General features: G+C 68.5%; 14 protein-coding genes. 7 read left to right on the top strand and 7 right to left on the bottom strand.

All coding sequences use genetic code 11. The annotated features are described in order from the left end of the window. Positions 1–7: 7 nt before the first annotated feature. A complete protein-coding gene (locus V5E28_RS00340) occupies positions 8–1267 on the bottom strand; it encodes an MFS transporter (protein WP_336203791.1) in 1260 nt (419 codons plus the stop codon). A gap of 201 nt (positions 1268–1468) precedes the next feature. On the opposite strand from V5E28_RS00340, the gene V5E28_RS00335 reads away from it, so the two are divergent. The 5 genes from V5E28_RS00335 to V5E28_RS00320 all read left to right on the top strand — a co-directional run bounded on the left by V5E28_RS00335 (position 1469) and on the right by V5E28_RS00320 (position 4876). Next, complete coding sequence (locus V5E28_RS00335; protein WP_336203790.1) at positions 1469–2425, top strand: LysR family transcriptional regulator; 957 nt, start codon at positions 1469–1471, stop codon at positions 2423–2425. Between the two features lie 284 nt (positions 2426–2709). After that, the gene (locus V5E28_RS00330) at positions 2710–2991 is read left to right on the top strand and encodes a hypothetical protein (protein WP_336203788.1); all 282 of its coding nucleotides are present in this window, start codon (positions 2710–2712) and stop codon (positions 2989–2991) included. A gap of 8 nt (positions 2992–2999) precedes the next feature. Beyond that, positions 3000–3545: a hypothetical protein gene (locus V5E28_RS49400; protein ID WP_442945744.1), complete on the top strand. Its 546-nt coding sequence runs from the start codon at positions 3000–3002 to the stop codon at positions 3543–3545. 90 nt (positions 3546–3635) lie between these two features. Then, positions 3636–4142, top strand: a complete 507-nt coding sequence (locus tag V5E28_RS00325; protein ID WP_336203786.1) for a SigE family RNA polymerase sigma factor — start codon at positions 3636–3638, stop codon at positions 4140–4142. After that, positions 4139–4876 carry a hypothetical protein gene (locus tag V5E28_RS00320; protein WP_336203784.1) on the top strand — a complete coding sequence of 246 codons (738 nt, stop codon included), beginning with the start codon at positions 4139–4141 and terminating at the stop codon, positions 4874–4876. Before V5E28_RS00325 ends, V5E28_RS00320 begins: the two co-directional genes overlap by 4 nt. Before the next feature lie 106 nt (positions 4877–4982). Here V5E28_RS00320 and V5E28_RS00315 read toward each other — a convergent pair whose 3' ends face one another. Together V5E28_RS00315 and V5E28_RS00310 are read right to left on the bottom strand one after the other, a co-directional pair. Beyond that, on the bottom strand, positions 4983–5462 hold the full coding sequence (locus V5E28_RS00315) for an ATP-binding protein (RefSeq protein ID WP_336203783.1): 480 nt from the start codon (positions 5460–5462) through the stop codon (positions 4983–4985). Then, positions 5459–6112 carry a response regulator transcription factor gene (locus V5E28_RS00310; RefSeq protein WP_336203781.1) on the bottom strand — a complete coding sequence of 218 codons (654 nt, stop codon included), beginning with the start codon at positions 6110–6112 and terminating at the stop codon, positions 5459–5461. The genes V5E28_RS00315 and V5E28_RS00310 overlap by 4 nt, the downstream gene beginning before the upstream one ends. A gap of 87 nt (positions 6113–6199) precedes the next feature. Here V5E28_RS00310 and V5E28_RS00305 point away from each other — a divergent pair, with 87 nt between their 5' ends. Continuing rightward, positions 6200–7648, top strand: coding sequence for a S41 family peptidase (locus V5E28_RS00305; protein WP_336203779.1), 1449 nt, complete (start codon positions 6200–6202; stop codon positions 7646–7648). A gap of 440 nt (positions 7649–8088) precedes the next feature. Here V5E28_RS00305 and V5E28_RS00300 read toward each other — a convergent pair whose 3' ends face one another. Both V5E28_RS00300 and V5E28_RS00295 read right to left on the bottom strand, forming a co-directional pair. Then, the gene (locus V5E28_RS00300; protein ID WP_336203777.1) at positions 8089–8445 is read right to left on the bottom strand and encodes an STAS domain-containing protein; all 357 of its coding nucleotides are present in this window, start codon (positions 8443–8445) and stop codon (positions 8089–8091) included. A 182-nt stretch (positions 8446–8627) separates the two neighbouring features. After that, complete coding sequence (locus V5E28_RS00295) at positions 8628–9065, bottom strand: ATP-binding protein (protein WP_336203775.1); 438 nt, start codon at positions 9063–9065, stop codon at positions 8628–8630. 513 nt (positions 9066–9578) lie between these two features. On the opposite strand from V5E28_RS00295, the gene V5E28_RS00290 reads away from it, so the two are divergent. Continuing rightward, positions 9579–9941: a hypothetical protein gene (locus V5E28_RS00290; RefSeq protein ID WP_336203773.1), complete on the top strand. Its 363-nt coding sequence runs from the start codon at positions 9579–9581 to the stop codon at positions 9939–9941. Positions 9942–10321: 380 nt separating this feature from the next. On the opposite strand, the gene V5E28_RS00285 is transcribed toward V5E28_RS00290, so the two are convergent. Together V5E28_RS00285 and V5E28_RS00280 are read right to left on the bottom strand one after the other, a co-directional pair. Continuing rightward, a complete protein-coding gene (locus V5E28_RS00285; RefSeq protein WP_336203771.1) occupies positions 10322–11290 on the bottom strand; it encodes a magnesium transporter CorA family protein in 969 nt (322 codons plus the stop codon). An 18-nt stretch (positions 11291–11308) separates the two neighbouring features. Further along, positions 11309–12298, bottom strand: coding sequence for a VWA domain-containing protein (locus tag V5E28_RS00280; protein WP_336203769.1), 990 nt, complete (start codon positions 12296–12298; stop codon positions 11309–11311). Positions 12299–12409 lie beyond the last annotated feature (111 nt).

The raw sequence follows: 12409 nt of genomic DNA, 5'->3' as shown, positions 1-12409 counted from the left end.
CTATCGGTCAGCGGATCGTGGTGAGATCGCGCTTGTTGCTTTCCGGGATGATGAACAGCGCAATGGCGCAGAGGATGAGGGCAGCGATCCACACCCCGCTGAGCAGGGGAAGCCCTCCGGACGAGGAGGCGAGGGAGCTGGCGATGATCGGGGTGAACCCGGCACCGATCGCCGATGCTCCCTGGAACGCGAGCGATGAGCCCGTGAAGCGCACCGCCGTCGGGAAGAGCTCGGCAAGGAAGGCTGCGAGCGGGCCGAGGATGACCCCCTGGATGCCCTGTCCCACGATGACGGCGATCAAGAATGACCAGTTGTCGCCAGAGTCCACCAGCAGCAGAAGCGGGTAGGCGAACAGGATGGCTGCGATGATTCCGACAGCGATGACCGGACGACGTCCGAACCTGTCGCTGAGCCGGGCGGAGACAACGGTGAGCAGGAACAGCGCGACCGCGGAGGCCACCTTCGCGTTGAGCGCGAAGGTCGGGTCGACTCCCTGAGCGGTTGCCCGGCTGAGTCCCCACACGCTGGCCATGCCGGAGATCGTCAGCTGGGACATCGCGACGAGCGCACCGAGGATGAGAACCTTCGGCGACTTCGCGAGGACATCGAGGAGCGGGACACGGCGCTGTTCAGCTTCGCGGTCGAAGCTGCGGAAGAGCGGACTTTCGACGACCTTGAGGCGGACGATCATGCCGATGAGCACGAGGACGACGCTCAGGAGGAACGGAACGCGCCAGCCCCACGCCAAGAACTGCTCTTTCGGCATGAGGGAGAACAGACCGAGGACCCCGGCGGACAGGATCGAGCCGGCAGGCGCGCCGAGGTTGGCGAACGATGCCGCGAATCCGCGCTTACCGCCGGGAGCGTGTTCCAATGCGATCAGCATGGCTCCGCCCCATTCGCCACCGACGGCGAAGCCCTGGATCACCCTGAGCGCGATGAGAATCAACGGAGCGGCGACGCCGATCTGGTCGTACGTGGGAAGCAGGCCGATGAGAGCGGTGGCAACGCCCATCATCAGCATCGTGGTGACGAGAACGCCTTTGCGCCCGAGCTTGTCGCCGAAATGCCCGAAGACGATGCCGCCAAGGGGGCGCGCGACGTATCCCGCGGCGAGGGTTCCAAACGATGCGATCGTGGCGATGCCGGGGTCGAGCGAGGCGAAGAAGACCTGCGCGAAGACAAGCGCGGACGCGCTCGCGTACAGCAGGAAGTCGTAGAACTCGATCGCACTGCCGAGGAAGCTCGACGCGAGAATCCGCCGCATCTGCGGTGTGCGTAGTGTCTCTTGTGAGACCGCCCCGGCGTGGGGGGCGGCCGGTGTTTTGGCACTCATCGTCGCATTCCCTGGTAACGGGGTCCGGGCGCTCTGTGACGAACCCTCGATTGATGGAACCTCACGAGTGTGCGTGAGCTGGCCAAATTAGGCAATGACAACTATCATGATTGATAGTTTAAGGAGGCTGAAGTGAACGGAACGTCGGCGCTCTCGCTCCGGCAGCTGCAGTACTTCTGCGCCGTCGTCGAGAGCGGGTCGATCACCGAGGCGGCGAGAATGCTGCACGTGTCCCCCGGCGGGGTCTCTCTCGCCATAACGCAACTCGAGGAGCTCCTCGACGTCCAGCTCACGCTACGTACGCGGGGCAAAGGCGTTGAGATCACCGATGCCGGGCGAAGCGTCTACGAAACCGCGCGGGTGATCGCCTCCTGCGTCGATGACATCCAGGAGCTGGCCGGAACCATCCGCGGGGAACTGAGGGGCCCGCTGCGGGTCGGGATTTTCACGACTCTGTCCCCCTGGTTGTTCCCGCACATGGCGGAGTACTTCGCGGAGCAGCACCCTGCGATCGACCTCCAGTTGGAGGAAGGAGCATCGGTGGCGCTCCAGACTCTCCTGGTCGAGGGAAGGCTGGATGCCGCCCTGCTGTACGAGAACCACATCGCCTCCGAGGTCGATGTTCAGCGTCTGGCTCCCGTTCGACTGCAGCTGGCCGTCTCGCCGAGTCATCCGCTGGCCGACCAGGACAAGGTCTCGCTCAGCGCCCTGGGTGACGAGTACGCCGTTCTTCTCGCGATGCGCCCGGCCACTGATCACGTCGAGGAGATCCTGCGCAACGCCGGCATCACACCTCGCGTGCGCTGGCGAAGCGCGAACGTCGAGACGATTCGCTCGCTCGTCGCGCGAGGCCTCGGCTACACGATCATCATGGGTCGTCCCCACGGCGACCTGACGTACGACGGTAAGCCGATCGTGTACCGCCCCATCGCGGATGAGATCCCCGCCAACCACGTCGTACTCGCCACTGCGCCTGGCGCACGGCGCACTGCCCGGGTGGACGCGCTGCGGGCCTACTGCCGTGAAGCAGTCGCAGGGCATTTCGTCTCGCTTGACGGGACACCCGTGAGCAAAACCGGCACGCTCTGAGAGTCGGATCGTCCTGATCGTTCCGCCCAGGCGCCGCCAGGTGCCGGTACGCGGGCCTGTGGGGTGCCATAACTCATCACGCCATCTGACCTGACCTTCTATCCTCGGCACTCGTGTTCCTACGCCTCCTGTACTTGCTGATGGTCCGGCTACAACGAACATCGGCCACACCGGACGCTCAGACAGGCAGTCCCCTCCGACCGCTGCCCGAGCCGAGCACCATCCCAGCCGAGATCACGCCACCGGCAACTACAACGCCTACTGGCACGAGCGCAACTGCCGCAGTGGTGGGCGGCCAGTTCTCCAAGTGGTGGGCCAAGCTGCCCCGCGCCGTGCAGCGCAAGGCGTGGGTGACGCAGTACGGGCACCTCGACCCGTTCTGGGCCCGCCGCGAGGTGTGGGTCGACACCCTGCACAAGTGGTTCGACCACGAACTGATGGGCGTCTCCAACGGCATCATGCACCGGCCGGCCGTTGATGTGCAGCTCGGCCCGGACCGGTGGATCACCCAGGCCGACTGGCCCGGACCGACCCGGACGACGACCCTGCGGCCGCAACGCCGCTGAAGACCGCGATGCGGCTGTCCGGAACGCCGTCGGTGAGCCTGCGCCTCACGCTGGACAAGCCGACCGCCAACCTGGGCGTCCTGCTCGTCGACTACGGCCAGGACCCGCATCAACTACCGCGACCAGAGCACGGCCGACGACGACGGCTGCTACCTCAGGGCCGGCGACAACACGGCGACCTCCGGCGTCAACGTGGTCACCCGAGGAATCCTGGACGCGCAGAACCACAAGTCGCTGAGCCGCTCGAAACCGCTGACGCCCGGCAAGCACCGGGACCGACGCCGAACCCGGCACCGGGGCCAAGGTCACCATCGACCTGGCCGGCACCTCGATCTCGCTGCCGGTGGTCACCAGCACGACCATCAAGTAAAGCGCAAGATCGACATTCGCGTACGGTCGCGGCCGGGGTGGTCGCGACCGTACGCATGACGTCTCGGGCGCCCTGTGCCAGGCGATCACCTGACGGCGCGGGTGGTTGCCCGGACGTACCAGGGACACCACCGCGTTCTCCCAGGGAGCGGCGGAAGATGGGCGTACGAGTGTTGAGGGGATGACCGGCACCGGGCCGCCATGCCGGATCGATCATTCGAAAATCGACCTCTTCTCGTGTCAACCTCGGCGGTCGCCGGAGGGGTGTAGACGGTATGGCTCACGACTTCTCCGCCTTCGTACGGCACCGCGGCGCGCATCACCTGCGCACGGCGGTCCTGCTCACCGGCGACTGGCACGCGGCCGAGGACCTGCTGCAGAGCTGCCTGGTCAAGCTGTACCGGTCCTGGCCCCGCCTGGACACGGCCACCGACCCGGACGCCTATCTGCGGCGGATCCTGGTCAACACCCATCGCTCCTGGTGGCGGGTGAGCTGGCGAAGGGAGACGCCGAGCGACAGCATGCCCGAGCCGGCAGCGGGCCAGGACGACCCGGTCCTGGCCCTGGCCGTGCGGCAGGCTCTCAAGGTCCTGCCGCCACGCCAGCGGCTGGCCCTGGTGCTGCGCTACTTCGAGGACCTGCCCCAGGCGCAGGTGGCCGAGCTCATGGGCTGCTCGGTCGGCAGCGTCAAGACGCACACCCATCGGGGCGTGCGCAGGCTGCGCGAAGTGCTCGGCGAAGAGCTGGTCCCCGAGATCACCGAAATGGAGGCAAAACGATGAATCGAGCAACGGAAGATGCGCTCAGGTCACTGCTGCGTACGGCCAGCGCCGACGGCCCCGAACACGTCGAGTTCGCGGTGTCGGCGCGGCGTCGCAGGGTGCTCGTGCCGTCCCTGGCGGCCCTGCTCACGGCCGGCGTGGTGGCGGTCGTCACGATGATGGGCGCCACGAGCTCGGCGCAGGCGGTGGTCGCGGAGGCGGCCCAGCGCACGGCGTCCGAGAGCTTCCGGGTGACGGGCACCTCCGACTCGCCGGAGAAGTCCATGAAGTCGACCGGCTACTTCGACCCGACGGCCCGCACCGGCAGGACGGTGGTCGAGGGCACCGGCCGGGAGACCCGCTTCGTCGGCGACCACGTCTACCAGTACGACGGTGTGACGTGGACGGTCGAGCCCAGGGTCGACGACCAGCCCATCCACAAGCTGGCCTACACCGACCCGCAGGCCGCGCTTGAGCAACTGCGGGAGGCCAGCAACGTGCAGGAGCAGGGCCCCGCTCACGGCGAAGGCTGGACCGGCACGCGCTACAGCTTCGAGGTGGCCTACCCTGACTCCAAGGGACCCGTCACCGAGATGACCGGCACCGTGGACATCGACGAGCAGGGCCGGATCCGGCACATGGACATGCAGGTCGGAGACAGCCACAACGTGGCCGACTACTTCGACTTCAGGGCGAGTGAGGAAGTCGTCGCTCCGGCGGACGCGCAGCCCGTACCGGAGGGGAAGCGTCACTGACCGCGGGGCCGTCACGGTTGCAGCGAGAACCACTGCAACCGTGATGGCATGGATGCTCTACAGGTGGTCAACTCGGCAGATGGCCGGTCGCGCCTCGCCCGTTGCCTCATGACGACCCGGAGCGCCCGGAGCCACGCCCGGCGAAACTCACCGTCAGTTCGAGTCCGCCTCCCGGCTGAGGCCGAGCGGTGACGGTGGCGTCGTGGGCGCGGGCGATCGAGGCGACGATCGACAGGCCCAGGCCGATGCCGTCCGCTGACCGGGTGCGGAACGGCTCGAACAGCTCGTCGAGCTGTTCGGGGGGCCCCGACAGCCACCACCCGGCGACCACCGACACGGCGGTGAGCGCGACGATCGTGACCGCGGTGACCTCCCACTGGAACCGCAGCACCAGGTCGGGCAGATTCTGGATGTTCTCCAGCACCAGGCCCCGCGGCTTCGGCGCGCCCGGCGGCAGCGGGCCGAACTGGATCATGGACACCTGATCCTGGAGCATGTTCCGAAGCAACAGGTTCACCGTGACCAGCAGAATTGTCGAGGTGATCAAGAACAGGCCGGCGTACAGGGCGGTCAGCCGGGTCCTCACAAGCGGTAGCCGACGCCGGGCACGGTCTGGACGATCACCGGGTCGCCGAGCTTGGCCCGCAGCTTGCTGACCGTGGCCCGCACGACCGTCGTGAACGGATCGGTGTCCTCCTCCCAGGCCTGGTCAAGGAGCTGCTCGGCGCTGACCACCGTTCCCCTCGCGCGCATCAGCACCTCCAGGACGGCGTACTCCTTGAGGGACAACGCCAGGTAGCGCCCGTCACGGAAGGCCTGCCGGCGTGGTCCGTCCAGGACGATCCCATGCCGCTCCAGCACCGGGGGCAGCGGCGCCTGGCTGCGCCGACCCAGCGCCCGCACCCGGGCGACCAGCTCGGCGTAGTCGAAGGGCTTGGGCAGGTAGTCGTCGGCCCCCAGCCCGAGCCCTGCCACCCTTTCCGGCACCGAGGCCGCCGCGGTCAGCATCAGAATGCCGGTGCGTGCCCCGGCCTGGGCGAGGCGGCGGCAGACGACGTCTCCGTGCACCCCGGGCAGATCGCGATCTAGCACCAGCACGTCGTAGGGGCGCTCGGCCAGCGACCTGAGTGCCGCCGCGCCGTCGTAGACGACGTCGACCGCCATCGCCTGCATGCGCAGCCCGTCGGCCACCAGATCGGCCAGAAACCGCTCGTCCTCAGCCACCAGAACCCGCATGGGCAAGGGATATCCGGCAGGCCATAACAGGAGCGTTAACGTTCGCGGGCACGCTCACCTGACGCTCCGCCTGCCAGCCTCACCGCCATGAAGAACCTTCTCCTGGCCGCCGCGGCCTTGCTGATCGCCTCTACCGGCCTGACCCCGGCTGCGGCGAGCGCGGCCCCGGCGCCGTGCGCCCCCTTCGTGAAACCCACCTCTCCCAGCAAGCCTCCCGCCGAGCCGCCGCTCGCGCCGACCACCGTCGACACGCTCAAGCAGGCCTACGACTGCATCTTCACCTATTACTACGGCGGCCCCCGGCTGGACGACCGGGTCCTGCTGGCAGCCGCTTTCGCCGGACTCACCCAGGAGCTGCAGCGCCGCGGCAAGGACCATCCGGCTGCCACCATGCCGCCGCTCACCGGGAACCGGGAAGCCGACTGGACCGCGTTCGCCGCCGTCTACGAGCGGGTGACCGTCGGTGCGGACGCCGCTGTGCGCCAGGCGCTCGCGGCCGCCACCATGCGGGTCATGGTGGCGGCGCTTGACGACAACCACGCGGCCTGGGAACGGCAGGAGGCCCCGGCCGAGCCGAAACCCGAATCCAAGCCGACGGACAAACCCACGGGCAAGCCGAAGGACAAGGACGGGCCCCGGCGTTTCGTGTTCTACGGAATCGGCATCGCGGGGCTGTCCTCGCGCCCGGATGACCCAGCCGCGCGAGGGCCGCTGTTCGTCACCTCGCTGATCCCCGCGAGCCCCGCTGAACGGCAGGGTGTACGGCCCGGCGACGTGATCGTCTCGATCAACGGGGTGCCCCCGTTCATCAACGGCGCGCTCATCCCGCAGGTCCTGGAGCCGTTCGTCGCCGAAAACCCCAATCCGGTACGGCTGGCGCTGCGCCGCCCATCCACCGGCAAGGTCCGGACCGTGAAGATCAAGCCGGGCCGCGTGGAGGGCGTCGAACCGGCTGTGACGGCCAAACGGCTCGACGGAGGTATCGGCTACGTCAAGGTGCCCGCCTTCTCCTCCGGCGTGGCCGACCGGACGCTACGCGCCATCGCCGGACTGGGCAGCCTGAAGGGGCTCGTCCTGGACCTGCGCGGCAACGGCGGAGGCTCGCCCCGCGAGGTCACCCGGCTGCTGGGCACCTTCGCGCACGGCAAGGTCACCAGCTACTTCTGCGATGTGGCCGGCGCCTGCACCCCCAACCGCACCGACGACAGCGTCCCGCTGCTGAAGCTTCCGCTGGCCGTACTGACTGACCGTGACTGCGCCTCGGCCTGCGACGACTTCAGCGCCGCGGTCAAGGACCTGCGCCTGGGCACCCTGGTCGGCACCTGGACCGCCGGGCTGGTCTCCGGCCCCGGCGAGCCATACCCCCTCCAGGACGGCAGCGTGCTGCTGCTGCCCAGGCAGCATCACCTGGGGCCGAACAGGGAACTGATCAACACCATCGGCGTCGCCGTCGATCATTACGCCCCGATGACAGCCGAGGCCCTGTCAGCCGGACGCGACCCCGGCCTGACCAAGGCTCTGCAGCTGCTGGGCTAGAGCTTGCCGGTGGCTATTTCACGATGCCGGCATGCCGCCTGACCTGGACGGATGAATAATCGGCACCCGCAAGGCTGGCCCATGCGTGACCGCGCCGCGGCGAGGCGAATTCGGCGAGCTGCGGCTTCCATCCGGTCGATGGGCTGGCGGCCGACCGGACCTCACCGCCGTCGCCGCCACCATGGAACTCATCACGGCCCGCTGCGCCGCGTCCTGGGCATCACGGCCTGGCCCGAGCCTTCACCACCGCCCCCTGGTGGCCCGCGGTCGAAGGCAGTGGGCGCCTTGCGGGCTTACGTTGCGGTCGTGGCCCGCTCCGTCGGTGACGACGTGGGCGAAGCTGTCATCGAGACCTGCGATGAGTTAGCTCCCGGGTAGACGGTCGCGTCGCCGTCGTCGCGCCTTCCGGCTGTCGATGAGGGGGTGGGCTGATGTGGTTGTCAGGTCAGGGAGACCAGCGCCTCGTCGAGGGCTTCGTACAAGGGCAGGACCTTGGCCAGGCCGGTGATCCACATAACTTTGGAGCGGGCGGAGTCGACGCCGATGAGAGCGAAGGGTTCATCGGCGGCCTGGCTGTCCTGCCAGTGGCGAATGATCAGTCCCAGGGCGCCCGAGTCCATGAACGTGACCCCGGACAGGTCGAGGATCACCGACAGGCCCGCCAGAGACAGGTAATCGGCGAACTGCTTGCGGGTGGTGGCATCCAGCAGCCCTTCCACGGTGATCACGGTGACCTCGCCGGCGAAGGACGACGTCAGGCGCAACGACGCAGGCTCCGGGCCCTGGTCGACAGGCATCAGCACCACATCATCACTGGGTCATCACGGCGTCATCGTACGTCGTGTCAAATAGGGCGGAACGTCGGCGGATGTCTCTGTTCAGAATCGAACCGGCCACGGCCAACACGCAGGCCCGATACATGGACCCCGACACACGGACCCGACCCGCAGAGGATCGTCCGGCCACCGCCTTGCCTGGGTCAAGCGGATACCGGGAAAAGGTTCATGGTCAAGGTCAGCCGGGAGCCGGAGCAGCTCTGGTCGAGATGGACCTGGTCGCACAGATGCTGGATCACCCACAAGCCGAACCCATGGGTGCCGTGCGGGTCGACCTTGGCGGCGGCCAGATGGTCGCGGGTCAGCCGGCCTGCGGTGTCCTTGATCTCCACGATGACGGCGCCGGGGCGGGTGCGGGCGGTCAGAGTGCCGGCGGCGCCGCCGTGGTCGAGCACGTTGGTGACCGCCTCGTTGACCGCGAGCACAAGATCGTCTAATCGCTCCCCGCGCAGTCCGGCCTGTCGGGCATAGGCGCGCACCAGGCTGCGAGGCTGCTCGAGGTCGGTCGTGATGCGGCAGCGGGCCACGCTGCCGGCCCTCACCACGGCCAGCTCGGCAGGGCGGAAGACCGGATCGGCCATACGCCTTTCCCGCTCGTCCCGCGGCGGACTACCAGACGACACATATCAGACCCCCGGCACGGACCCTGACACCCGTACCCCTGTGTTGCCTGGGGATCACGGATGCGCCCCGGGATGGGGCGGCCGGGGTTACGCTGCCCCGAAACCGCCGCAGATAGCATGGCGGGCGCGGCACTCACCATACGAGTAAGCTCCGCTCGCTCTGCCACTCTCTGACGGATTCTTCATCGCGTCTCACGCCCGGGAGAGGCTTGCGAGCAGGCGCCGCCGCCGGGAACCGCCGGCCAGGACCACCCTGTACCTGAGCCAGCCAGCCGCCGCTCCCGAACCGAGACCCCCACCGGCACTCAATCGCTCACCCTGACCCTGGCCCAGGGGCGGGCGATGGCGGCAGGAAGCCCTATCGCGGTCTTCATCTGCAGGAGCTGACGACCCGCGTCCAGGAGGTACACGACGAGCGGTTCGCCAGCTGGGCGATGCCTGGCGCGCGCATCGATCCCGCGTCAGGGTGGTGTGGTGCGGGAGGCCCTTGTTCAGGAAGCGGTTCTGATCATGGACGCCGGCGCCGATGAGCGGGCGCCGGGCGCGGCCGTCACCGTCGCGCTGTGCGGGCACTGGGAGCATCCCGGGCCGTGCCCGTTGGCGCCGCATCACACGCATGTCGAGCGCGTCGGCGAACAGGTCCACCTGCGCGTCCTGTTCGCCGCCGATCCTCAGGTCGAGCACGAGGTGAGGCGGCGCATCGAGCGCGCTCTGCGAGAGGGCCGGTTGGTGGGTCCAGACGGCGTCCTGACGCGCTGGAGACTCCAGCAAACCCGGCCCGCGGATGTCACCCCCATCGAGGCTGAGCACGCCGACCGCCTGACACTGAGCTGAATACGCTCGACAGCCAGACGGCCGGCGCCCACCCTTGCGGTATCGCGGGGGTGGAAGCGTGCGGTGCGTGTGCGAAGAATTCGAGGCCTTCCTCCACGGCGGTGGCAAGCAGTTGGGCCGCCAGTCCGCCCAAGGTCAGCGGTGCGCTCACACGCGCAGTGCGTCCCGTGCCGGCAAGTCCGGCCCCATTACGGTGTGGTGCGTCGCCCTGGGCCGCATCCACGCCCGAGCGATCATCAACGTGTGTGTCAGCGACACCACACCGATCATCGAACTGCCTGAGGACACCCGCACCGTGCGACGGACCACCACCCAACCCGTCCGCAGCGCCGCCGGAACCCGGACCGAAGCGCTGCCTAGCCCGAGCGGTGCGCTGAACGTCATAGCCAGTCGCGTTTGCGGAAGGCGAGATATAGGCCGAGAGAGGCGGCGACGATGATGATGGCGGAGGTCCAGAAGCCGATCGGCTGCTCGGAGCCCGGGTAGGGCACGTTCTGGCCGTAGAAGCCGGTGATCATGGTGGGGACGGCGATGATGGCGGCCCAGCCGGTCAGCTTCTTCATGATGTCGTTGAGCCGGTAGCCCTGTTGAGCCAGGTGGGTCTCGCGGATGTTGCTGACCAGGTCTCGTAGCGAGTCGGCCCATTCGGCCACGCGCAGGACGTGGTCGTAGACGTCTTGGTAGTAGGGGGCCATGGCGGGTTCGACCACGTGCAGGTCGCGCCGCAGCAGGCTGTTGACGACCTCGCGCATGGGCAGCGCGCCGCGGCGGAAGGCCACCAGGCTTTTTCGCAGGGCGAAGGTGTGGCGTTGCAGGTGGCGGCTGGGCTGGCCGTCGAACAGGTCGCTTTCCAGCGCTTCGATCTGGTCGTCCAGGGCTTGGATAACCTCGAAGTGGCCGTCCACGACGACGTCCAGCAGCCCGTGCAGCAGGAAGCCGACGCCGTGCTTGGCCAGGTCACGGCTGGCGTCCCAGCGGCGGGTCACCTCGCCGATGTCGAAGGCGTCGTTGGCGCGCACGGTGACCAGGGCGGTGCGGGTGACGAAGATGTTGATCTCGGTGGAGGCAAGCTGCCCGGTGTCGGCGTCCAGCCGCTCGCCGTAGACGGTCAGGAACAGGTGGCTGTCGTAGACGTCCAGCTTGGGCCGCTGGCGATCGTGCAGTACGTCTTCGACGGCCAGTTTGTGCAGGCCGAGTTCCTCGCTGATCACGGCGAGTTCTTCGGGGCTGGGTGAGCACAGGTCGAACCAGACGGCACAAGAGGGGTCGGCCACGTGATCGGAGACGTCGGCCACCGGGAAGCCCTCGGCCTCCAGCACGCCGTGGCGGTACAGACGGGTACGAGACATGCACGGCAGCGTAAAGCCTCACCCGCGGGTCTTGGCTGGGCGGGGACGGGCGGGGCGCGGCCGGGCTGGCTTGATCGGCGTCAGCAGCGACAGGGCGGCCAGCGTGAATGCCGGGAGCAGAGCCCAGCGCAGGAACAGGTAGCCCACCTCCTGGGTCTTGGTCATGGTGCCGAGCGAGCTGCCGATGCTCTCATACACCTCATCCAGGGAGCTGGCGGACGGGGCGTCGTAGGCGCGTCCGGCGCTGCCCTCGGCCAGCTCGCGCAGCGTCGCGGCGTTCGGCGGGACCGGAAGCTGCCGGCCGTCGATCTCCACGGTGCCGTCCGGGGTGCCGAAGGCGATGGTGGAGACCGGCACCTTGCTGCGGGCCGCTTCCTGCGTCGCCTCGCTCACGCTGCGGCCGGAGGTGTTGTCGCCGTCCGACAGCAGCACGATGGCTGATGGCGGCGGGTCGCTGACCGCTTGCTGGTCGAAGGAGCGGATCGCGTCCAGGCCGGAGAAGACAGCCTCGCCGATGGCTGTGCCCGGCGCCGGTTGGAGCGCGTCGATCGCCCGCACGACCGCCTCGCGCTCCACCGTGGGCGAGACGAGCACCGCAGCCGAGCGGGCGAAGGAGACCAGGGCGACGTTGAAGCGCTCGGGCAGCTGGGTGACGAACGCCTTGGCCGAGGTTTTGGCCGCCGCCAGCCGGGACGGCGGGATGTCGGTGGCGACCATGGACAGCGACACGTCGATGGCCACGATGATGGTGGCCCGGTCCCGGGGCACTTGCACCGCGGTGGCCGGGCGGGCGGCCGCCAGCACGAGCAGCCCCATCACCAGGGTGAACAACACCGCCGCGGCATGCCGCGCCCAGCCCGCCCGGCTGGGCGCGATCAGGTCGAGCAGCCGCAGATCGGTGAAGCGGGCCGCGTAGCGGGGCCGCAGCAGCTGGGCGATGACGTAGCCGGCCACCCCGGCGGCCAGCACGACGAACGCCCACAGCCAGCCGGCGGCTTGGAAGGTCACCTATCCCCCCGGGGGACCCATCGAGGCATGTGCAGACATGTCGGCATCTACCCGAACGCGCTGCCCGGCATGCGCAGTCAGCAGTGCCCCCTTCCCGGCCGCAGGACTGCG

Origin of the sequence: Nonomuraea sp. LPB2021202275-12-8, assembly GCF_037044575.1 — a bacterium.
Taxonomy (GTDB): Bacteria; Actinomycetota; Actinomycetes; order Streptosporangiales; family Streptosporangiaceae; genus Nonomuraea.
The sequence above is the reverse complement of the archived record's forward strand: the minus strand, read 5'-3'. Positions and strand labels throughout refer to the sequence as shown.

Excerpts from the sequence above, each read along its gene's own strand:
- V5E28_RS00285 (WP_336203771.1), bottom strand. The coding sequence starts at position 11,290 with ATGTCTCGTACCCGTCTGTACCGCCACGGCGTGCTGGAGGCCGAGGGC.
- V5E28_RS00325 (WP_336203786.1), top strand. The coding sequence starts at position 3,636 with ATGGCTCACGACTTCTCCGCCTTCGTACGGCACCGCGGCGCGCATCAC.
- V5E28_RS00305 (WP_336203779.1), top strand. The coding sequence starts at position 6,200 with ATGAAGAACCTTCTCCTGGCCGCCGCGGCCTTGCTGATCGCCTCTACC.
- V5E28_RS00340 (WP_336203791.1), bottom strand. The coding sequence starts at position 1,267 with ATGCGGCGGATTCTCGCGTCGAGCTTCCTCGGCAGTGCGATCGAGTTC.
- V5E28_RS00310 (WP_336203781.1), bottom strand. The coding sequence starts at position 6,112 with ATGCGGGTTCTGGTGGCTGAGGACGAGCGGTTTCTGGCCGATCTGGTG.
- V5E28_RS00295 (WP_336203775.1), bottom strand. The coding sequence starts at position 9,065 with ATGGCCGATCCGGTCTTCCGCCCTGCCGAGCTGGCCGTGGTGAGGGCC.
- V5E28_RS00320 (WP_336203784.1), top strand. The coding sequence starts at position 4,139 with ATGAATCGAGCAACGGAAGATGCGCTCAGGTCACTGCTGCGTACGGCC.
- V5E28_RS00300 (WP_336203777.1), bottom strand. The coding sequence starts at position 8,445 with ATGCCTGTCGACCAGGGCCCGGAGCCTGCGTCGTTGCGCCTGACGTCG.
- V5E28_RS49400 (WP_442945744.1), top strand. The coding sequence starts at position 3,000 with ATGCGGCTGTCCGGAACGCCGTCGGTGAGCCTGCGCCTCACGCTGGAC.